The following is a 22,604-nucleotide window of genomic DNA, read 5'->3' on the forward strand; positions in this document are numbered from 1 at the left end:
GGGAGAAAGACTTGAAAATATTCAGTCTGGGTATGGAACAATTGACGGTTAATGATCTCAAAAGTGCCGGTTTTACTGTAATTACGCAAAATGTTCTGCCTGAGCCGCCCCATATGGACGGTCAAATGTTGATGGTCACCAGTGACCACGTGTCAATTCCAGAATTAAGCGAGCTACAACGCAAATATACGAATACAACTATCCTCTATATTTATCTACAAAAGGGAGTGCGCGGCTATCACGCCGTACATATGCTTTGTGAAAGTTTGGGGATGTATTTCATACCTCCGCGCTGCACATCGTCAGCGATAGTGGAGAAAATCCGCTTTATTCTGGAGGAGGATTCAGACGAGCGCTGTAATCTGGTCGGTTTTTTTGGCTCTGGTCCCGGCATTGGCTGTACGAGTGTGGCTAAGCTGTTTGCACGGCGGATTGCCGCAGCAGGCCAACGAGTGATTTTACTAGGAATGGACTTATATGATCCCGGCTATGATCGCAAAGCAGCAATAAGCCTAGATAGGTTGCGGCCTAAGATCACAGGCAAGCTGATTCATGCTGAGGACTTCGAACAATTCATCAAACAAGAAGGTTATCTGTATCTCCCTGGTAATTATGACTATCTAAGTGCTCAGGATTATCAAGAGGAAGAGATTGAATATTTTCTGAGTACAGCCGGAGAGAACGCTGATGTGGTTATTGCCGACTTCGGGTCTATCCCGGAGAGTGCTGCCTGGTACGTAGGAATGCAAAAATCTGCGCTGCGCATGCTCGTCACTCATCCGAAGCACGAGTACAGATTGGAGCCGCTGCTGGAGCTGGCTGGACATATGGATCTGCATCCACAGGATTTCCAGTTCATCATTAATCGCAGCAATGTGGAAGAAGTGACTTCATCCAAGAATCTGGCGCACCGCTTTGGCAGTGAAATTGCTTTGGAACTTCCGTATTACCAACCCTTTCAGGAGAGTCTGCCCCTGGGCAAAAAGGAGCTTCAGCACGTAGATGATAAGGTGAACGCCCTATTGGTGTCACTTGGTTTGGCAACTGAAGTCCGTAAGAAGGGGATATTTTTATGATCGAGTACCAAGAACTGGAACAGCAAGATGAACCGTGGATGCCCCAATTGCCAACGGTTCAGCAGCCCTTCTCCCTCAAACAAAGCGTGCTCCGTACCAGCAAGCCAGGGAAAGAAGATTTTTACGCATTCCTGCAAAAAATGAAAAGCGAGATGAACGTGGGTTTGGAACGGGAAGACGATTCTTATTTCGAGCTGAATGCCAAGGCGTTGATTGGCGATCCGCAGGCGGTCAGCTTTTTCATGAATGAGATTGAAAAATACTTGCGGAGAACGCCGTTTACAGGAAGGGTTCCGGAAGCCTACCGCACGGCAGCAGAAGCTCTCTTTCATGAGTGGAAGGGCTTCGGACCTGCCTACCGCTGGTTCACCGACCGGGCATACAGCGAGTCAACCGGCCTACAGATGATCGGGCGGCAAATCTTTTATAACCATAGAGGTAAATTTGTCGCTTATCCGTACGACATGCCTTCACTAGACCGGGTCGAGCAACTGAAGCGCTCTTTGCTGAAGAGTGATCCTAACAAAAAGCTGAATAAGGACAACCCTTCGGTAGAGTTCAAAATGGATGATCCCCTCTGGCCCGGCCGCTTTATTCGACTGGCGATCTGGGTATCGCCCCGGGTGTGGGAGGGATTCACTACAATTTCATTGCGACGTCAGGTGGTTGAATTTCTCGATTTGGAGGATCAAGCCGGCACCGAATGTATTCCCTCGGAAGCGATCGAGTTGATCCGGACCCTGTCAGCCACGTTCCGCAATACGATTATCGCGGGCGCAGTGGGTTCGGGGAAAACGACGTTTGCCAATACTATTGTTGGTGAACAGCTACTTGGCTCTACATCCTGCATGGGTGTAGTCATGATTGAGAAGCATCCCGAATCCATTCTGCCGTACCAAATTAAAGGGCATCGGATTATTCCCATCCAGGCCACAAACGAAGAGCTGATGGAGGTCGGCGTAGAGTCGCTGCGGCATGATCCGAATATTTTGTATATGACCGAAATGCGCTATAACGAATGGGAATTTTATCTGTGGAGCGGCGAAAAAGGTTATGACGGCATAACCGGAACTTTCCATACCGTGGATTCGGAGGACATTCCGTATCAGGGTGCTTTTGCCGTATCTACAAGGGTTGGGGGAAGTCTGAAGGGACACTTGATCTCAGCGCTGAAATCCTGCGAGCTGGTCTTTATTCTGGAAAGTGTTCCGAACGGGAAAAAGCGGCTGACGCGAATATCGGAGGTTTTTTATGAAGAAAGCAAAAATTCGGTGTTCGCGAACGATCTCATGCGCTGGGAGCCAGAGCAGGCGGGATGGACCTATAATGACAAACTGACCGCTGGTTTAGTTCGGAAAATGAAGAAGAAAGATTCGGCGGCTGCGCAGAAGCTGTTGAAGGAGCTTGAGCGACTGGCGACCGCCAAACCCATGGCTGAACCCTTGAAGGAAAGCCTGAAGTCAAAGATCGTGCTGAACGAGTGAGGAGGTGAGAGGTTTGGTTCTGTTATTTTACATCTTGCGTTTTGTCTTTCATTTACTGGTCGCGTGGGGATTATGGCTCATGGTTAAGCCGCTTGTCGAGCGGCATTTACGACAGTTAGGGCAGAAGATGGAACATCGGCTTCAACGTGGAAGGAGTATTTTTGGCAAAAAGGTTAACAAATTCAAGAGAAGGTTATGGATTTACCGTCACCTGGATAATCTGCTGTATTTCGTGCACCGGAAGTATGAGCCGGGAATCAGTGTCTTGCGGTTTGTGATGCGTATGGGATTTCTGTTCGTTGCGGTCTTCCTGTCAGGACTGCTGACTCTGAGTGAACTTCCTGGACATCTAAACTTTAATAATCCCTTTATGGAGGGGATTTCCTTCGATAACAGTCGGCCGATGCAAGGCACCTGGCGTTTTCCACTTTTCGTAGCAGTGATCTCAGCGTCTATCCCTTATTTTAAAATGAGATACACCTATGCCCAGAGAAAGGTACGGGGAAGTTATGATCTGCTCGATGTGGTCAAGATTTCCACCAAATTCACGCACTTATCGGTAGATGCCGTTCTAAACAAAACAGCTGATTTTTTGACGGACGGTAATGTACTGAAGACTCCACTGAAACTTCTGGGAGCTGCCTTTGGCAATTATTGTCATGAAAAAGAGCTGAATGAGGAGGCCGGGCGTTTCTCCAGAGCGATTGGAACCACCTTTGCCGTAGAGTTCGTCTCAGATCTGCTCTATGCCGAGAAGGAGGGAACCCGTTACCTAAAAAGCTCGCTGATGATGCTGAATCGCTCTATGGAGCAGCAAAGGGAGACCATTTTAACGGTAAAAGCCAATAGCAGAGATGCGATTAGTCTGGGGCTGTACGGGAATCTTGTGGTGCTGTTCGCTTCGGTAGGCACTTTCATTTATATGCTAAAGCCGGATGTGTATATCCAACTGCAGTTTCAGACTTCTGTGGGGCTCATTTTTTTGATGATTATTATTACAGGCCTCTTTATATCTTTTGTCATCAGTACTATTCTCGCCAGGCCTAAACTGGACTACCACTGAGGGTGATGAATTATGGATAGATTATTATTATTGGTTGCCGTATTCGGCATTGTATATGTCGCCTTGCTTGTTTTTGTGAGCAGCAGTAGTAAACAGGAACGGTATATTCTCCGGCTGGGGTTAAGCTGGAACGCACTGGGGGAGCGTGTACAGAACAGCAGGCTGCAGCAATTATTGAATAACAGCGGAATATCCGTGAGTGCCCGCAAAATCACAATATTCCGCTATGCTGCGGCGCTAATCTATTTAACCCTGCAGGTTGTTGGAGACTTCATCCGTACTATTCCTTTCTCCATCTATGATCTGTTAATTGCGGTTTTGATCCTAGTGGTCACCAGTCCTTTGCGTTATCTTCCGCTGGGGTGGCTGCTGACCTGGTTGCATCAGAAGACGATTATTCAAAAAGATGGCGAGCTGATCTCCTTCATCCGTCTCTATGAGAACAATCGGCTGCGTAAGCGCGGTTATGTGCAGTTTGGTGCTTTTTGCGCGAGCACGGCCGGACACTTTCAGTACATCCGTCAAGATTTGTACGAGCTATCGGAGCGGGCGGTTGATGATGGTGCCGAGCGGGCGATCGAATGGTTTTGCAGCAAATTTCCGGAGAACCATGGTTTTATTAACGATATTCGTTCCATATTGCTGGCTACGGAAAGTATGGATGATGACACAGAGGCCGCGAATTACTTACGGGAGCAGGGGAAGATTATCTCCAAAATATCCAGTGATCAGTATTTGAAAAAATGGTCTTTTATCGGGGATGTATCGACAATTATTAATGTTATCCCTTCAATTGCTACCTTTCTGATGATTGTTTCGCTGGCAATGCAGTACATTATGCTCATCAAAGGCAATTTTAACGGAGTGGGCATGTTCCAGTGAAAAATTATATATTCAAGAATACTATAAAATTATAAAATTAAAGGGAGATATTAACAATGAAAAAGGACGCTATTTCAACAGGCTTGTTTATCGCTATCGGATTTCTCTGTGTCGCTATCGTCATCGCTATTTTAATTCCAGTAGTTCGTGATGTGGTGAATGATGCGGATGACAACCGTCCGGATATACCCGGAGTAACTTTCGTCCAGCCGTTAGATTTCGGCCAAATTGCTGTAGTCCCTAATACCTCCAATGATGTGGCGTAACCAGCTATGAAAAAGGACTCGATTTCCGTCGCTATGTTTCTGGCTATTGGCTTCGTCATCGCCGGGATTTTTATCTCAGCCGCAACAAATATCATCGGCAGCAGCCAGGACGATATCATCACCCATACCAAGCAAGTAGAGCAATATTAGAAGGAGGCGTTACCCTTGAAAGCGACCGTCCTCCGGGCATTGTTCATGTGGCTTGTCCTGTTTATTATCCTGCAGCCTATCTTCACTTATATTGATTATTTGCTAGATTTGCAGGTGAAGGCCAACACGTCCTACATCACGCAAAAAGCAGCAACGGAGGGGATGGTAACGGCTTCGATGCGAAGTGAGGTAGTCTCTAACCTGAAGGCTATCGGGTTCCCCGAGGCTTCCATTGAAATCACAAGCAGCACTGAAACAGTGCAAGAGCGCAAGCAGCGAATTGACGTCTATATAACAGCGCCACGGGTTAACATGTTTCCCTACAATTTCTCCGCCGTGACTCAACCGACACATTATTATGGACACGGGTCAATTATGAGCGAATATCTTGACTGATTGAGAGATGAATCTATCTATGGATTACATTATTAAACTGGCTTTTGTGCTGTTGATCTTTGTCTACTCCTGGTTCTTTCAGATCCAGAATCAGGAGTGGGACACGCTGCGCAGCATGCTTAAAGATGCGAATAATATCGCCGTCCATGACGCCGCACAGGAATTAAATGAAGTCGCACGGGCGCAGGGTCGACTAATTATTGATCCTGAATTAGCTTATGCTACCTTCCAGCGCTCATTGCAGAACAATCTAGGACTGGATGATAACCTATCCCCCAAAGCGGGTAGCCGCTTTCGGACTCAACTAAAGATCATTAAGTTTGCTATTGTCGATGAATCGTCCGGCGTTACCTTTCCACTTCTCTATGAGGATAGTAATTATGGCATCACCAAATACATACAAGGCCCTTCGGTTATTGCCGTCATCCAGACGGAACATCCGGTGCTGATATCCAGAGCTAAGACACAGGAGGCAATTATGGTACCGGCCATTCAGGAGTATAGGTTTAATGAGTAGACACGAAGTAGGTGCAGTCTTTATGGTACTGATAGCATTTAATTACGCTGCGGCATACCCTTCCGACTGCGTCAATCGCCACTGCATTGCCATTCATGTTTTGCGCCCTTTTCCAAGCTGCACTCGGGCGTGATCCCTACCGCTGAACTACCTGGTGCAGATATAAATCGATGAGGTTTATTCGGCACTGGTCTCTAACAAAACTTAGCAGGCTGCATTTCAATTCAATAGAAATAAGGGAGAGATTAGAAGATGAAAAAGAGAATGATGAAATCTTTTTTAGCAACTGCACTATTAGCTGGATCAATTTTAGGTCAAGTGGGATTTGCCAATGCAGCAACCGCAAAGCCAACGGTAGCTCCTGTCATGACGGATAATTTGGCTAAATATGGTCTCAAAAAGGCTATGAATCTGCCCGTGACGCTTACTTCGGAGGGTTTAAGCTATACACTGCATAAGATCATGATTTATGATTTTCAATCGGCCGAGGTCAAAAATTTGCAAAAATTGTATGGTTTTCAAAGTGCAACAGGTAGTATTGGTCGTCCGAAATATTTAATATGGACAAAATTCACACTTCAGAATAATACAAAGAAAATAATGACAGGTGGAGGAAATGACATTAAAAGATTGATGCCATTTACTTTTCAAACTGGTAAAATAACTGACCCGATATGGCCGAGAAAACTCGCCTCTAAAACAAATAGTACAGAAGCATTATGGACTTTCACACTAAAACCGGGTGAGAAAATCACATCCTATCTTGCCTATGCTTATGCAGATGATTTTGATTATTTTGTAATGCGTTTGTACTATGGAAAGAATTTTGTTGAAAAGTATGTGGTTCCCGAATGAAAAGAGTTCTAAACTTTCTTATCATTTTGATTCTGCTGACTACTACCTTGGTCCAAGCCAAGGTAGTAGATGCAGCTGAAACCAAAAGTGCAATTGTAGCGATTCCTGCAAATACGGGCCTCATAGGAGATGATTATGCGGCAAAGTCGTTTTTGCTGGATCTGCCTGGTGGGGTGTCAACTGCCTCCATTAATGTCAGCACCTTAAAATATACTGGCAACAATGCTTTAAATGGAGGAATCACAATAGAAAATGGGAAAATCAAATTAAAACTCAATGGAGTTGCTAATACAAAAACGCTAAATAATCTTGTTGGGTACCGTGGATCTTATGAATCCTATTATTATACCAACCCAAGTAACTCCATATGGCGTTATTCAGACGGAAGACGTTGGCAAATTAATGAGTACGATGAAGCAAAGGATGCGTTGAAAACGAAAGACCTTCCGGCAGAGGACAGTGATACACCCTCAGCCCGGCCACCTAGAGTTGTCGTTTCGGCTGCTCCAGCGAAAGATATGGAGTATCTCAAATGGTACGATAAGGCGCAAACCAATATCATTGATTCAAAATATATTCTGTCTGCTACGATTACTCCAGTTTTCTATGGTTTACTTTCTTCTTCATATATTAAAGAGCCACCCAAATTTAAAAATGGGAAAGTTATTGTTAATTATGCCATTCCTTTTTTTGTGGATGCTGATGGTAAAACCGTAGAACAGCAATATACCAATCAAAATGCCGATGCAAGTCATCCCCTCGTTGGGCATGCCCAAGGCAGGAAATACGAAGTAGATACTTACTACTACTACACCGCTGATGCCAAAGTTCCCAGCTACAGCTACAGCGGTAGCATATCTTTCAACTACACACCGATATCTACACCTACACTGGATGGTAACGTGAGTGTGGTTAATCCGAGTCCAAACCCTACCCAGAACAAAGGGAAAGATATTCCGGTATCGCTAAAGATCAAAGGCGACTTGTTGGCCTATACAAGTTCGTCAAACATAGAGGAATGGATATTTTATGCGAAGGAAACCGGATCAAATGATGTGAAACAAAAGAAGGATTACAACAAAGTTTTGAACAGTACTCAAACGTTTGATAATTTTGTAATTCCCTTAGCTAAGTTCAAGAACGGTGATTTTGAACAAGAGTACACGTTGATCGTCACGGTGCGTTTCTCCAAGCCGATTGTGACCGACAACGGAACCGTTACGTCCTTATCTAAAACCATGAAGGCGACTGTGGGGGTGGGGAATACTCCAATCGATCCCCCGCCAACGAATAACAATAAGCCACCCGTTGCTGTTTTGGATGTGCCGGATGAAGTGATGGCCGGAGAAGACTTTTTGGTGTACGGGAAGAATTCTTACGATACGGACGGAAAGATTGTTAATTATGATTACGTTGCGCCAGGCACGATAGACAAGGTGACCGGGGAATTTGGATTCACATGGTATCCCCTCAGTGCGCTTGGCAGACATACGGTAAGGCTAACCGTAACGGACAACGGCGATCTGACCGGATATACCTCTGCAAAAGTCAATGTGGTTCAGCCAGAGCCGGTGGCTGTTATTAAGGTACGAGGCACGAAGAAACAAAACCGGAAGGTGACACTGGTCAGTACCAGCCGAAGTCCAGAGCATTACCCGATAGACGAAACTAAAACCCAGTGGACCATTACCCCCGTATCGGGCGGAACCGCAGCAGATATTAAATACAGTGGCACCCTTACCGGAATGGATAGTAAAGATGTGCTGTTCAAAAAGCCGGGTACATACGAAGCTACAATCACCGTAACGAATACAGCTGGTTTTTCCGATACGGCATCCATGACCTTTGATATTGTGCCAGACGAGGCCCCTGTTGTTTATATTTCCGTGCCTAACAAAGTGTTCCGGGACCCTGCAAATGGAAGCCAAGCGGCTGTCGGCCTTAGTGACATGTCATTTTCTCCGGACTTTGACTTTATTGATCACCGAACCTGGGAGTACCGTAGGGATTCGGACAATGACGGAAGCTTTGACGATGAATCCTGGACGATTTTCAACAATGGCAATGAAACCAACTTTAATTTAAATCTTTCTCAAGTGGGAAGGTACGAAGTCAAAATGACGGCCACTGAGAAATTTGACCAGCCGACCATAGATGAATTTGTGAACGCTGCGGATCGGAGAAGTACAGATTCCTACAGTAGTAAACCGGCGCAGCCGTTGACCGAACGATTGGTCGAAGTCTATAACCGTGCTCCTGTAGTTGACTGGTCATGGTAGACGAAGGAGAACCTAAAATGAAAATGTGGATCAAGCGGATTACGATATTCATCCTAGTCATTACACTCTTACCCTGGATGGGCATGAAGACGGAACGTGCAGCTGCGGCAGGCGAGGTTGTTGAATACAACGATTACACTAGTCCAGCCAGGAGTTATGTTCAATCTCGCCCACCAGCTAGTTATGAGGGAGATTCAAATTGGTATCCAAGTACTATGTATGCGGATTTCCCAGCAAACACGTTCTCTGTTAAATGGGATCAAGTCCGAAAATTACTATATGTTGATATGAGCAATTCGTTTATGCCCACGAGATGGGAACTGTATCGAGAGACACTGGGCGGACAACCCAAAAATCCTGGTAGGGATAAAGCCTATCATGGATATTATACTTTGTGGACCCAGAGTATTGAGTTAGTATACAAAGACGGTACGGCTGAAACTTTAGCTAGTTTGGCTAGTGGTTGGGGTGGACCAATGTACCAAAATGGGAACTTGGCGGGGTATGAAAATGCACTTGCAGGGCAGTGGAGCAACATCACAGCTTCGCCATTGTCGTATCATCCTATTATTTTTGATGATCACTGGCCTGATGGGTTTTATCCGGATTATAATTCTAAATCTATCATCCCACACTCTGAATATATTCAGTATGATAGGGATAAAATCCCTGCATATTTAAGAATAAGAATAGAGTTATCTGAACTATATGGATTCTATGATGCAATGAATTTCAATGGTACAGCACGTTACCCTTACACGATTTCTGATGTGCAGACCATTCCCCTTACGACCAATAAGAAACCCAATATCACACTTACCTCCCAGCCGAACCAGACCGTCATGAACGATTCTGGTTTCAGCACCTATAACCTGGAAGGGTATGTGCAGGATGTAGATAATGACACGGTGGATGTGATCGCAGAGATTCCCAATGTGTTTTACAAGAAAATTACGCTGGCGAATACAGGGTCACCCAAAAATTTTAGCATACCCATTGATATATTGAGTGAAGGAATTCCGCCGGGGCAATACACAGTAAACGTGAAAGTCGTTGATCCCTTTAATATGAAAGCAGAAGCGTCAACGAGCTTTAACGTCACGAATCGGCTGAGGAATAAGGCCTTTTTCCTGATCAATTCGCCCATCGATATCGGTACATCGTATACAGACTTTGAAAATGATCCGAAGTATGCGGATCGCTTCCGCTACGATCAGGACCCGAGCATCTTTGATAACGCAATGGGCATGATTTCCGACTCCGGACTTTGGCGCAGCAGCAAGTATACATCCTTTCCGTATACCGGGGCGTACATAGCCATACATCAAGCAAGAGATAATCCAAATAGTGATGATCGGTTTGATGGGTACCGCCTTTGGAGTAGGGATAATTTGTCTAGTATGACTTTTATGATCCATCGGAAACCAGTAGCTCTATTTTCTGCGAAGTTGGTGAATGGTAGCCTACAGCTCACTGACAGCTCATATGACTTAGACCATATTACATCGCCCAGCAAGGGCTTAGTGACTTGGCAATGGCAATATCGAAAGGCTGGCGCAGAGGTATGGACCGAAGGTCAACCCCCGGCACAATTACCAAGTAACGATGCTTATGAAATCCGGTTGAGAGTGAGAGACGTTGACGGCTCCAACGGGTTAGGAGTGTGGTCTGATTGGCTTCAACAAACCGTGGGCAGTGCTGCTAATCTCCCTCCGGTTGCCCTCTTTACGGTTAGCGCCAACTCCATTTCCTATCGGAAAGCAACAGCGATTACAGACAAATCCTTTGATCCGGATAATGACCCTCTTGACATTTACAGCTGGTCTGTAGTCAAAGACGGATGGAATACCGTGTGGTCCAGCTGGAGTGGGGCAACCGTACCACCTAATATTGCGGCTTACGGAGTGGGCAACTACCAAGTCAATTTACAGGTACATGATAACCGGGGATTGTGGTCCAATACCTACAGTCAAAATGTACAGGTGCTTAATAGCCCTCCGATTGCTAGTTTTACAATGGCGAACGAAGTATACCGGGATACTGTGGTGCCGATGAATAATTTGACTCCTGACCCGGACGCTGATGGAGATTCTTTAAATTATAATTGGTACAGCCGATTGAATAACGGAAATTATTACTGGACCGGAAACAACCGAAATCAATCCGTCCGGATCAAGGATCTGCTCTCTAGTAGTGGCATTTCGGATAAAGCAGCCATTTCAGATGGATGGGAAATACGGCTGAATGTGTCGGACGGCAGCCTGACATCGTATGCTACGCAGCTGTTTTCGGTCAAAAATCATATTCCAACGGCAGAAATTGCGGGGGGATCCACTGCGTATCAATATGATACATTGACCTTTGGTAACAAGGATAATGACCAGGATACATCGGATCAATCCAGCCTGATATATTACTGGAGAGTCACGGACAGCAACCATCAAATTTCGCTGTTTCAGACACCGAGTATCAATGTTATCTTTGATGATTTTGGTGTGTACACTCTAGAACACTGGGTAGTGGACCAGATTGGTGACAAGTCTAATATAGCTTCGTTAAAGGTAAATGTGGTTCAGAATTTGGCTCCTTCCGTCACTCTCACTTCACCAGCCGGAACACCGGGAAACCCTACTGTACTTGATGCAGAGTTACAGGGAGATCCACTGATTGGTTGGACCTATGCCGATCCGGAGAACGATCCACAGGAAAAATACAGATTGGAGTTTTTTACGAAAGATGGCATTTTGGCCAAAACAATAGAGAATGCAGATCCTACAGGCAACCTGCGGCAGTATCAGGTACCTAATCCAACCTTTGAGCGGTTCGTTAATTTTAGTTTATATGCCCGAGCTTACTCTAAGGGTTCGTGGTCGGAAGTGTCCAACGAAAAGGCATTTATTATTGATAACCCACCGCATGCTGGCTTTAGCCTGGTGACGGATACAGGAATGGATGCTACAAAGGTACCGATCTATCGGACGGATATTCTTAACATCAAGAGCACAGCTACGGATCTGGACGAGCCGAAGGGAGATACTATTAACTATAAGTATATTCTTAAGCCCCAAACCGGAATTGAAGGATTAGCGAGCACTCAGGGGGATTTCACGAAGCAATTTGCCTCAAATGGGGTTTTTACGTATCGTCAAATCGTTACGGATTCGCTTGGCCTCTTTCGTGAGATTACGCATAGCCTCACGGTTGTAAACCGTATACCTATGGTAAATATCACCTATCCGACCAGTACCACTCAAGCTAACCCGACCATTGCTAGTACACTTACTCCCATCATAAAATGGGATTACCAAGATGAGGACGAGGATCTACAGCAGAGCTATAAGGTTCGGATTATAAATCTAGCCACAGGAGCTATCAAAGTTCAGTCCGTTGAACAGGTATCCAGTGCTAATCAATGGCAGATACCCGCCGGTGCACTAATCGAAAATGAAAAGTATGCGGTAGAGGTTGAGGTTTTTGATGGTTATGACTGGAGCAGCGTGTCGCCGCGCAAATATTTCATGGTCAATCTCCTGAGTATTAAAGGCGGGGTACAGCATACGGAAGAATGGAATAACAATCGTAAAGGGTACAATCTCAAACAGAGTGGTAATGAGGAAAGTCCAAGAGGATACAATGTCTATTGGGCTGGAGAGTGCTTTGTCCTGCAGGGAATAGCAACAGGTCTTCCAGATACTGTAGAGGTCACTATGACCGGGGGATACACCACACAGCTCAGTCCAACCAGCAGTGCTAAATCGCTTTGGACCGGTGAAATGTTTGATTCTTCCTTTGAGAAGCTGCCGAACGGTCCTGTCACGTTTACCTTTACAGCCCAAAATGAGTACAATACAAAAATTGATATAGTCACTGTTGTGATCTCCGATAACTGGTCAGAGTATTTTCGGAGTCATCGAATTAAATAGATCATAGGGTACTACTGAGATAACCGCCTACTTAAATAGGCGGTTTTTTTAATAGCTGTAGCTATAGTAGATAGGATGCGCGAAGGGCCCGCTTTTTGTTTCGACTAAATTTCCGACTAATTGTACACGTTTTCATTAAAAATTATTAACGTTTTGTGTTTTAGAATCATATATCGACAATATTCCTCTTACTTTGCAAATATAGTGGAGTATATTATGGATTATTAAGAATAATTTGTATTCTTATTCTTTATCAAAAGTATATAAGGAGGTACAAATGAAAGCACTGGTATGGACATCCAATCACAAGCTGGACCTAGGCGAAAGGGAAGCACCACAGATTGCAGCGCCGGATGAGGTGAAAATCCGGATCGAAATGACCGGCATATGCGGCACGGATTTAGCGGTCTTTAGCGGTAAAGAGGAGGGCGTTCCCGGGGTTATTCGTGGTCATGAGGCGGTAGGAACCGTTGTTGAAATTGGTGGCAATGTCGACCGCGTGAAGGTGGGAGATCGCGTAGTTATTGATCCGAATCAAAGCTGCGGTCAATGTTATTTTTGTCTGAAGAAACAGCCTCACCTTTGTACGGGCACCGATGGCAACGGGATGCCTATTGCAGGCTTAAATAAAGATGGAACATTTACTTTTTTTTATTTATGTGCGCAAACGTTTGCGCATCGTCTTCCAGATCATATGAGCTGGGAGGCGGGGGTTTTGATCGAGCCGCTTGCATGTGTGCTGCACAATTTTAATGAGGCTCACATTTCAGCTGACGATAAGGTACTCATTCTTGGATCAGGTCCGATGGGGATTTTGTGTCAAATGGTCAGCAAATCAAAAGCAGCGATTACGGTTGCGACGGAAATTAATCCTTATAGGTACGCCTTTGCAAGAGAGATTTCAGATTTCGTTCTGACGCCTTCCCAACTGAATGAAGCTACCGTAAACGAGATCTGTGCAGGCCACAAGTTTGATCTGATTATAGACACTGTTGGCACTCAGCTCGAAATTGCTGAGCAGTGGATTGAGCGTGGAGGACGCATCGTTCCTTTCGGTATTAATGCGAAGTACCAGTACACGTTTTCTCCTACGAAGTTCGTACAGCGGGCAATCAAAATTATCGCTGCAGGAGAATATCGCTTCATGTTCGAGGAGGCTTTGCGATTTGCCGCCGAGATGCCGGATTTGAAACGTCTCGTGACCAGAAAAGTAAAGCTGGAGCAGCACGAAGCGGCGATTAACGAACTGCTCGGCTATGATTTGAACTCTTTGAAGGAGGTGAAGTGTGAAACCTTAAAGACGGTTTTTGTTCCGTAACGCGAATCCACAACAAGGCGAGGAGAAACCTGCTGATGAACAAAAAGAGCAAATTAAGACTCGTTCAGGATTACTTGTCTATCCACAAAGATAAAGAGATGGAGCCGATCTGGATACCGGCGGTTTGGAACGAATGTCGATATGAATGCATTCTCGCAGAGGAAGAAGGAGAGATTTACGTTCACCCATATAATTTTTTAACGGAGCATTTGCAGTATTTGTCCAAGCTTTCGTGGAAGTATTCGCTCAAGGAACACACGGATCTGGACGTCAGTGCAATCTATTCCTCACTCGTTCGCTACTCGACAGCTTGGGACTACAAACATGACGGAACAATCGAATCCGGTACTTTTTTGCGTTTCATTATTCTTCTGCCGCTACTGAAAAAAATGGGCATCAATATCTTGTACATGCTTCCGATTAACCGGTACAGCAAGCTGAATCTGAAAGGAGACATTGGATCGCCTTACGCCGTGCAATCGCTGTTCCATATAGACCAGAACCTGCATGACAGCCTGCTGGACGGCATGGGGAATTTCACGATTCACGATGAACTTGGCGCTCTGGTAGAAGCTTGCCATTTGCTTGATATTAAGGTCGTTATCGATTTCATACCTCGCGTAACGGCGAGAAATAGTGAGTTCATCGCCGAGCACCCGGATTGGGTCTACTGGATTAACAACGAAGAGCTGGAGGGCTTTGCGCCCCCTTTAATTCCGGAGCTTGGTTTTTTTGAGGAGTGCACACCTGGAAAGTTGGAGACAATCTATCACAGCCAGAAGACGGCGGCGTTCCTTTCGAAGTTTTCGCTGCCACCAAACGAGCTGAATCCGGTTCTCTGGGAGCAACTGAAGCAGAGAGTGGCGAAGACCGGAGAAGAAATATTGACTTTGGTGGAGCAAGAGATGGGAATAACGACTTCGCCTGCGCATTCCGATTGGATCAATGACGTTCAACCGATCTGGACCGATATTACATTTCTGCGTCTCTACAAGGATTTCTCACCGCAGGTCAGGAATTTTATAAGCTCCAATCAGGCACCCTATGTCCTTTTCGATACGATCAAATGCAACGATTACCCAGGAGAAGAGCCTAACCTCGAACTGTGGGACGTTCTAGAGAGGGCGGTACGATTTAGTCTTGAAACGTATAACATTGACGGTTTCCGCATCGATATCGGACATGTGCTTCCGACTCCGCTGCTGACCTGCATTTTCGACACGATTAAAGAGATTAATCCAAATGCGATATTGATCAGTGAAGACTTGTTTAATCGCAACCACCTGAAAGCGGCCAATACTGGCTACAACATTATGCTTGGCAGCGGATGGAATGTCATGACGCAAATTACCAAGGACAATCTCGTTTCATTCCTAGAGGAGCTGACTAATTTAAAGATTCATGTGTTTGCCTGTGCAGAAACGGCCGATACTCCTCGTATCACAAGCCGCGGCGGCGTCGAGTTAGCCCGTATGATCGCGGTATTTAATCAATTTCTTCCAAACGCGATTCCGTATATAACGACCGGCTTTGAGATGAATGAGGAGCAGCCCTTGAACTGCGGACTGGGAGATAATACGAATGGAGCCGACATCCCGCGCGCTTTTTTTAACGTCATGCGAATTAATTGGACGAATCCTGCGTCGATGCTGCCGCTGCTGGCTCAGCTAAGAGACCTCAAGAAGGACTGGCTCGGGCTAGTCAAGCCGGAAAACTTCTTCGTAGCTCTTTCACCCGATAACGTTGTGCTTTATGGGTATATGTATGGAGATCAAACACTGATTTGCTGCTTTAACCTGAGCGCAGATGCTTCCGCCCACGTTGATTTGAAGGCAGCCGTACCTGGCCGCAGCCCAATGACCGTTAAGCTGGACAGCTCCTTAACAGCCAGCATTGCAGGTCAAACACTCAATAGTTTGCTGCTTGCGCCTAATCAAGCTTTAGTGCTCGTAAACCAAAAATAGATGCCTCATCCAAAGGAGAGAGCCTGCGATGAAAGAGAATAAAAAAGAGATATTGATATGGCATGAGTTTGATGGTCCAGGAGATACCTCAATTGAAGTGCTAGAGGAGATTTGTAAGCTGTATACGGAGCGCTTCGGCGTACGGGTTACTCCGCAAGTGATGAACATTACGGAACTGATTGTTGGTCTGAACCGAATTAAGGAAACCCATCAAGGTCCGCATCTGGCGCTGGTTCCTGCCGACATGACCGCTTACGTGGAGAACGGTCTTTACTCCGAAGTGCCAGGCGAGCTGTTTGCCAATGTGCTGACTGAAGGTGTCCTTTCAACGATGCAAATAAATGGGGTTCAGTATGGTGTACCGGTATTGCGAGGTAACCATCTAGTTGTGTATTACAATAAAGAAATTTATGCTAGTGCACCGATGACATGGGACGTATTCGAAGAAGCAGCCCCTAAGCTGTTCGCTCAAGACATCGTACCCATCGGGGCGGATTTGAAGCAAAGCTACTGGTTTATTCCGTTTCTCTCAGCTTTTGGAGGTTGGCCCGTGGAGGCTGGGAAGCCGAATATCGCCACCCCTGAAATGAAGCAGGCGCTGAAATTCATTCGCGACAAGATGGATCAAGGCGTGCTCGTCAGTCTCGATGGCTCAACAGAACTGCTAGAGCAGTTCATTGAGGGTAAGGTTGGTGCCATTATTTGCGGCGAGTGGATTTATAACCATTTGGACAAGCATATGAAAGATAAACTTGCGGTTTGCCAGCTTCCGGTCATTGAAGGCCGGCAATCGTTATCCATGTCTTCTTCCATCGGCCTGATTTACCCGAATCATTCGTTATTGTCTGAGGAGCGGGAAGATCTCTTATCGTTCACGCGCTTTATGTTGAGCGATGAATGCCAGTCGATGTGGGCGGTTAATGTGCAGCGTATTCCGGCTCATGAAGGGGTGCTGAAACGTGTAGCGGCCTCTACTACTCCGAATAAAAAAGCGATTTTGTCGCTTTTGGATAACACTCGTCCGATGCCGACCCATCCTTTCATGATCCAGGTATGGGACTCGATGAATGCCGGTCTGGTCGAGCTATCTTCGAGCAATGCGGAACAAGCGTTGAAAAAAATAGATGAAACTATACAAGGGGCTCTAAGCAGCTTATAAAAATAGATAGGAGAAGGAGTGATACGAAATGAAAACAACTATATTCAGCCAAATTTCTATCGATGGTAAGCTAACCTTTGGGGCTGGTAAATCGAGCAAAGAGCTTTTTTCGCTATTTTCCGCTCAAGATATGAAATTTATCCATCGATTCCGGGGTAATGTGCAGGGCATCATGGTCGGTAAAAATACGATCCTCACCGACAATCCGTTTCTCACCAATCGTTATGAGAAAAACAAAAATCCAATCCGTATTATTCCGACTACCACTTTGGACATTTCACTGGACAGCAATGTGCTCTCCGATCAGGGGAAGACGATTATCGTCACAACCGAGCAAGGGAGAGATGATTACAAAATCCAGCAGATCCGGGAAAGAGGGAAGGATTGCCTTATCTGCGGCGAAGATAAAGTCGACTTCGTAGAGCTTGAACGTCAGTTGGAAGATAAATACGGCATTATCGACTTGATGGTTGAAGGCGGCGGAATTTTGAACTGGCATGTTTTTAATCAGGGTCTTGTGGATGAAATTATTCTGATGCAGCTCCCGATCATTATAGGAGGCTCATCAAATATTACTTTAGTGGATGGAGAAGGGTATCAGGAGATGTCTTTTACGAAAAAGTTTAAGGTTGTAGAAATTCAACCAAAACATAATTACACGCTCATTCGCTACAAAAAAAGCGATTCAACTGATGCAGGAGGGCATCATCGTGATATCACCTTCAAGTCAGAACCTACCATTTCAAGCCGGTATATTCACGATGGACGGGGTACTAGTAGACCGCGGGCCTATTTTAAAAGTTAAGAGGATAGAGGGGATATCATGTCGAACAAGGAACATTTTTACAAAAATGTATACAAAATCGCCATACCCGTTACGCTTCAAAGCTTGCTGATGGCATTGCTCAACTTGACCGATCAATTGATGGTTGGACAACTTGGAGATGTGGCCATTGCTTCGGTCGGGATGTCGACGAAAATTTACGGGATCATCGCGGTTGTATTGGCTGGTTTATCGACCGGTGTATCCATTTATACTGCCCAGTTCTGGGGGAAAAAAGACACCAAAAGCGTATCCCAGGTGCTTGGTCTCGGGCTGATCGTCGGTTTTGCGTTCTCGTTCCTATTCTCGGCAGCCGTCTTCCTGGATTCACCGCTCTTTCTGAGCATGTTCACGACTGACGTGAATGTGACGGAAAACGGGTACATTTTCCTAAAAATTATGTCTATCGGCTTTGTACCTGTCATGCTGACGATGATGTATTCCGCGATTTTGCGTAGTACCGGGTATGCCAAGTGGCCGATGTATGCGAGCTTAATTACGGTCGTGTTGAACATTGTGCTGAATTACCTGCTTATTTTTGGTCATTTCGGCGCACCTGAGTTCGGCTTGAAGGGCGCGGCCATTGCCACGCTCATTTCCAGGTTTTTTGAATGCTTGCTAATCATTGGTGCCGTATATCGGTATCGCTTGCCGGGAGCTGTCGGGTTGAAGAACTTGTTTATCATTCCAAAACCGCTCATCCACAAATTTTTTAGAACGGTTTTTCCGCTTCTGTTGAATGAATTAATCTGGGTATTGGGCGAAACGGCATATGCGGTCATCTATAGCCGTATGGGGACGATGGAGATGACCGCGATGACAATTACATTTCCGCTGCAAGGGCTTTGTATTGGTTTGTTGTCCGGGCTGGCTAGCGCAGCCGGGGTCATGGTCGGCAACCGCTTAGGAGCGAATGAAACCGACCTCGCACTCGATCACGCCAAACGATTCATTCGCCTTGGCATCGTCATCTCTCTGATCGTCGGGGGTGTCATTGCGGCAGGCTCGAAGCTGTATGTCTCTGCCTTTAACATCTCCGAAGATGCCAAACAAATGGGCATATATGTAATTATCGTGTTTGCGGGTTTTTTGTGGGTCAAAGTATCTAATATGATTATGGCTGGTGGCATTCTGAATAGCGGTGGGGATAGCAAGTACGTGTTCGCAATGGAATCAACCGCAACATGGATTATAGGTGTTCCCTCCGGATTGTTGCTGTCGTACGTCTGGAAGCAGCCTGTTTATCTCGTGTATCTTGTGTTATCTCTCGAGGAGGTTGTCCGCTTCGGCTTGGGATTCTCGCGTATTTACTCCCGTAAGTGGATGAAAAATTTAGTTGAAGATTTGACTGTGTAAGTGGTAAGCAGTGTTCGGAATAGAGGATAACTAAACAAGGCTAAGCGGAGGGGGAGCTGCTTAGCCTTGTTTAGTTGCATCCGTTGCATAACATGCGTAGTCCTCTATCTGGTAATCATATGATCCGCGCCGCAACGGAGGCTGTCGAAGTTCCAGTAGTATGCAACGCTGATGAACGATCAGAGATTACGTCGGTCTTCCCCAAATAATAAGACAGCTTGCCACTGAATATTTTATGAGCACACAGCGACAAGGCGAAATCCTCGGGGGTAACGAAGCAGGAGGGCTTGTGTACTGGTTGAACCTTGGTTTCTTCAAAGACTGAAGCTACAAAGTGGGAACAGAAATAGGCATCTTCCCTGTCGATTTTAATGTGCAACAGCACTCCCACCAAGCCTAACAGGTGGTACTTGTAGCGTTCCTGATTTTGCATCATACCCTGCACGTGATCGTACATCGTATCATATTCCTTAGCACTTACTCGCAGCAGGTAGACGGCGCAATCGGCATCACTATAGAAAGAGTCGATAAAGTTCTCTTGAATTAAGCCAGCAACAAAAGGATTATGTCTTCTTTTTCTTCCAAAGCTGTACACTTCCCGCAGTTCACTGTCAAAGGCAATCGAAGCATGATTTAGATCCGCCCTTGTGAACCATCTTATAACACCGCTGAAGGCAGTGCCTGTCCCAGTAAGCACAACATAGATATCCTTTTGTAAGGTCATGTTCGAATTCCTCTCTGCTGAAAATATTGGATAATCCGTATCAGTTCTCTTGAGTACCTCCATCTTACTGTATATTCCAGTTTTATTAAACAAACTTTAGTCGGAGCTTGAAACTAGACTTAAGCCCAAGAAAGAACTGGCCCTAGGTTGATTGCATTATAAATCTCATATGTATGAAATTTGCTAATATAGTGGAAATTAAGCTGTTGAAATCTAGAGTTTACAAAAACAATTGGAAATGCTTCCACACTAGTGATACAATAAGAGTCAAAATGACATTCTTGAGATTTTAGAGGAGGATTATATTAATGACTGAACAACAACAAGCGATTCAAAAGGAAGAAAACTCTACAGTTGACAACCTGGCGATCACAACCATTCGGACCCTGGCGATCGATGCGATCGAGAAAGCAAACTCCGGCCACCCAGGTATGCCAATGGGTTCAGCCCCAATGGGCTATCAATTATTTGCCAAGACAATGAAACATAACCCTGATCATCCAACATGGGTTAACCGTGACCGTTTTGTGTTATCTGCAGGACATGGCTCCATGCTGCTATACAGCTTGCTGCACCTCAGCGGATATGATCTGCCAATGGAAGAATTGAAGAAATTCCGTCAATGGGGCAGCTTAACTCCGGGTCACCCAGAGGTTGGTCATACAGCTGGTGTTGATGCGACTACAGGTCCTTTGGGACAAGGTATCGGTATGGCAGTGGGCATGGCGATGGCTGAAACTCAATTGGCTGCTACCTATAACAAAGATGAACATAAAGTAGTTGACCATTATACCTTTGCAATTTGTGGCGATGGCGACCTGATGGAAGGCATCTCCTCCGAGTCTGCATCACTTGCCGGTCATTTGAAGCTGGGCAAATTGATTGTAATGTACGATTCCAATGATATTTCTCTTGACGGTAAACTGAATCTGTCATTCTCCGAGAACGTAGCCAAACGTTTTGAAGCCTATGGCTGGCAGGTTCTGCGTGTAGAGGATGGCAACGATCTTCCGGCACTTGAACAAGCTTTGGCAGAAGCGCAAGCGGACAGCAGCAAACCGACGCTGATCGAAGTGAAGACAATTATCGGCTACGGCAGTCCGAACAAACAAGGTAAAGGTGGACATGGCGGTACGCATGGTTCCCCACTTGGTGCGGACGAAGCAAAGTTGACGAAGGATTTCTACAAATGGGTCTACGAAGAAAACTTCCATGTGCCTGACGAAGTTCGCGCCCGTTTTGCCATAGTTAAGGAAAGCGGAATTGCGGCCAATAAATTATGGGACGAGCAATTTGCAGCTTACAAAAATGCATATCCAGAGCTGGCTACACAATTCGAAACAGCAATCAATGGTGACCTGCCTGAGGGCTGGGATGCGAAGCTTCCAACCTATACTACTGAAGATAAAGCTGTATCGACACGTATTGCTTCCGGTAATGCACTGAACGGACTGACGGCTGGAATTCCCCAATTAGTGGGCGGATCGGCTGACCTTGAAAGCTCTACAATGACGCATCTAAATGGTTTGTCTACGTATACATCCGAATCTTATGATGGCCGTAATATCTATTTCGGCGTACGTGAGTTTGGTATGGCGGCTGCTATGAACGGTATCGCTCTGCATAGTGGATTAAAAGTGTTCGGCGGCACATTCTTCGTGTTCACGGATTATCTGCGTCCGGCAGTTCGTTTGGCTTCAATCATGAAGCTGCCTGTAACTTATGTTCTGACACATGACAGTATCGCTGTGGGTGAAGATGGACCTACCCATGAGCCTATCGAACAGCTGGCATCCCTGCGTATCATCCCGGGTCTTACTGTTATTCGTCCGGCTGATGGCAATGAAACGTCGGCAGCATGGGCTTATGCTATGGAAAATAAATCGAATCCTGTAGCATTGGTGCTTACCCGCCAGAACCTGCCGATTCTGCCAGGTACAGTTGTAGGTGTGCGTGACAATATCAAACGTGGTGGATATGTCGTTTCTGAAGCTAAAAACGCTACACCACAAGCACAGATTATTGCTACAGGTTCTGAAGTGCAGCTAGCTGTGAAGGCACAGGCTGCTTTGGCTGAAGAAGGCATTGATGTACGTGTAATCAGCTTGCCGAGCTGGGATCTGTTCGAGAAGCAAGATAAGGAATACCGTGATTCCGTTATCCTGCCAGGAGTTAAAGCCCGTCTTGCCATTGAAATGGCGCAAACCTTTGGCTGGGAACGTTACACAGGCGATCAAGGCGATATTCTCGGCATTACTACCTTTGGAGCTTCCGCACCTGGTGATACTGTAATCAAAGAGTATGGTTTTACGGTAGAGAATGTTGTTAGCCGTGTGAAAGCACTGCTATAATAGGTGGATGTAAGTACA

At 45.7% G+C, this 22,604-nt stretch carries 19 protein-coding genes; 18 read left to right on the forward strand and 1 reads right to left on the reverse strand.

Features of this window, described 5'->3' with window-relative positions:
- The first annotated feature begins 11 nt into the window (after nt 1-11).
- The 17 genes from GJB61_RS02170 (at nt 12) to GJB61_RS02250 (ending at nt 19,511) form a co-directional block, all read left to right on the forward strand.
- Nucleotides 12-1,076, forward strand: a complete 1,065-nt coding sequence (locus GJB61_RS02170; RefSeq protein WP_154116660.1) for a CpaE/TadZ family protein — start codon at nt 12-14, stop codon at nt 1,074-1,076.
- Nucleotides 1,073-2,560, forward strand: a complete 1,488-nt coding sequence (locus GJB61_RS02175; RefSeq protein WP_154116662.1) for a P-loop NTPase family protein — start codon at nt 1,073-1,075, stop codon at nt 2,558-2,560. Before GJB61_RS02170 ends, GJB61_RS02175 begins: the two co-directional genes overlap by 4 nt.
- Before the next feature lie 13 nt (nt 2,561-2,573).
- Nucleotides 2,574-3,623 (forward strand): hypothetical protein, encoded by a 1,050-nt coding sequence (locus GJB61_RS02180; RefSeq protein WP_154116664.1) that lies wholly within the window; start codon nt 2,574-2,576, stop codon nt 3,621-3,623.
- Between the two features lie 12 nt (nt 3,624-3,635).
- Nucleotides 3,636-4,505, forward strand: coding sequence for a hypothetical protein (locus GJB61_RS02185; protein WP_154116666.1), 870 nt, complete (start codon nt 3,636-3,638; stop codon nt 4,503-4,505).
- Nucleotides 4,506-4,561: 56 nt separating this feature from the next.
- Nucleotides 4,562-4,771, forward strand: coding sequence for a hypothetical protein (locus GJB61_RS02190; RefSeq protein ID WP_154116668.1), 210 nt, complete (start codon nt 4,562-4,564; stop codon nt 4,769-4,771).
- A gap of 6 nt (nt 4,772-4,777) precedes the next feature.
- Nucleotides 4,778-4,921: a hypothetical protein gene (locus GJB61_RS02195; protein ID WP_154116669.1), complete on the forward strand. Its 144-nt coding sequence runs from the start codon at nt 4,778-4,780 to the stop codon at nt 4,919-4,921.
- A 15-nt stretch (nt 4,922-4,936) separates the two neighbouring features.
- The gene (locus GJB61_RS02200) at nt 4,937-5,317 is read left to right on the forward strand and encodes a hypothetical protein (RefSeq protein ID WP_154116671.1); all 381 of its coding nucleotides are present in this window, start codon (nt 4,937-4,939) and stop codon (nt 5,315-5,317) included.
- A gap of 19 nt (nt 5,318-5,336) precedes the next feature.
- A complete protein-coding gene (locus GJB61_RS02205; RefSeq protein WP_154116674.1) occupies nt 5,337-5,834 on the forward strand; it encodes a hypothetical protein in 498 nt (165 codons plus the stop codon).
- A complete protein-coding gene (locus GJB61_RS02210) occupies nt 5,827-5,967 on the forward strand; it encodes a hypothetical protein (RefSeq protein WP_154116676.1) in 141 nt (46 codons plus the stop codon). Before GJB61_RS02205 ends, GJB61_RS02210 begins: the two co-directional genes overlap by 8 nt.
- A gap of 119 nt (nt 5,968-6,086) precedes the next feature.
- A complete protein-coding gene (locus tag GJB61_RS02215) occupies nt 6,087-6,689 on the forward strand; it encodes a hypothetical protein (protein ID WP_154116678.1) in 603 nt (200 codons plus the stop codon).
- Complete coding sequence (locus GJB61_RS02220) at nt 6,686-8,968, forward strand: hypothetical protein (RefSeq protein WP_154116680.1); 2,283 nt, start codon at nt 6,686-6,688, stop codon at nt 8,966-8,968. Before GJB61_RS02215 ends, GJB61_RS02220 begins: the two co-directional genes overlap by 4 nt.
- Before the next feature lie 17 nt (nt 8,969-8,985).
- Nucleotides 8,986-12,891, forward strand: a complete 3,906-nt coding sequence (locus GJB61_RS02225; RefSeq protein WP_154116682.1) for a hypothetical protein — start codon at nt 8,986-8,988, stop codon at nt 12,889-12,891.
- Nucleotides 12,892-13,168: 277 nt separating this feature from the next.
- Nucleotides 13,169-14,209: a zinc-dependent alcohol dehydrogenase gene (locus GJB61_RS02230; RefSeq protein WP_154116683.1), complete on the forward strand. Its 1,041-nt coding sequence runs from the start codon at nt 13,169-13,171 to the stop codon at nt 14,207-14,209.
- Between the two features lie 35 nt (nt 14,210-14,244).
- On the forward strand, nt 14,245-16,173 hold the full coding sequence (locus GJB61_RS02235; RefSeq protein WP_154116685.1) for an alpha-amylase family protein: 1,929 nt from the start codon (nt 14,245-14,247) through the stop codon (nt 16,171-16,173).
- A gap of 28 nt (nt 16,174-16,201) precedes the next feature.
- Nucleotides 16,202-17,332: a sugar ABC transporter substrate-binding protein gene (locus tag GJB61_RS02240; RefSeq protein WP_154116687.1), complete on the forward strand. Its 1,131-nt coding sequence runs from the start codon at nt 16,202-16,204 to the stop codon at nt 17,330-17,332.
- A gap of 28 nt (nt 17,333-17,360) precedes the next feature.
- Complete coding sequence (locus tag GJB61_RS02245) at nt 17,361-18,137, forward strand: dihydrofolate reductase family protein (protein WP_154116689.1); 777 nt, start codon at nt 17,361-17,363, stop codon at nt 18,135-18,137.
- 18 nt (nt 18,138-18,155) lie between these two features.
- Complete coding sequence (locus tag GJB61_RS02250; protein WP_154116691.1) at nt 18,156-19,511, forward strand: MATE family efflux transporter; 1,356 nt, start codon at nt 18,156-18,158, stop codon at nt 19,509-19,511.
- Nucleotides 19,512-19,626: 115 nt separating this feature from the next.
- Here the strand turns inward: GJB61_RS02250 and GJB61_RS02255 are convergent, their stop codons facing one another.
- Entirely contained in the window at nt 19,627-20,235 is a 609-nt protein-coding gene (locus tag GJB61_RS02255; protein WP_195724198.1) for a hypothetical protein, read from the reverse strand.
- A 308-nt stretch (nt 20,236-20,543) separates the two neighbouring features.
- Here GJB61_RS02255 and tkt point away from each other — a divergent pair, with 308 nt between their 5' ends.
- Nucleotides 20,544-22,586, forward strand: coding sequence for a transketolase (gene tkt, locus GJB61_RS02260; protein ID WP_154116693.1), 2,043 nt, complete (start codon nt 20,544-20,546; stop codon nt 22,584-22,586).
- Nucleotides 22,587-22,604: the final 18 nt, after the last annotated feature.

The organism is Paenibacillus monticola (genome assembly GCF_009664975.1).
Taxonomy (GTDB): domain Bacteria; phylum Bacillota; class Bacilli; order Paenibacillales; family Paenibacillaceae; genus Paenibacillus_AQ; species Paenibacillus_AQ monticola.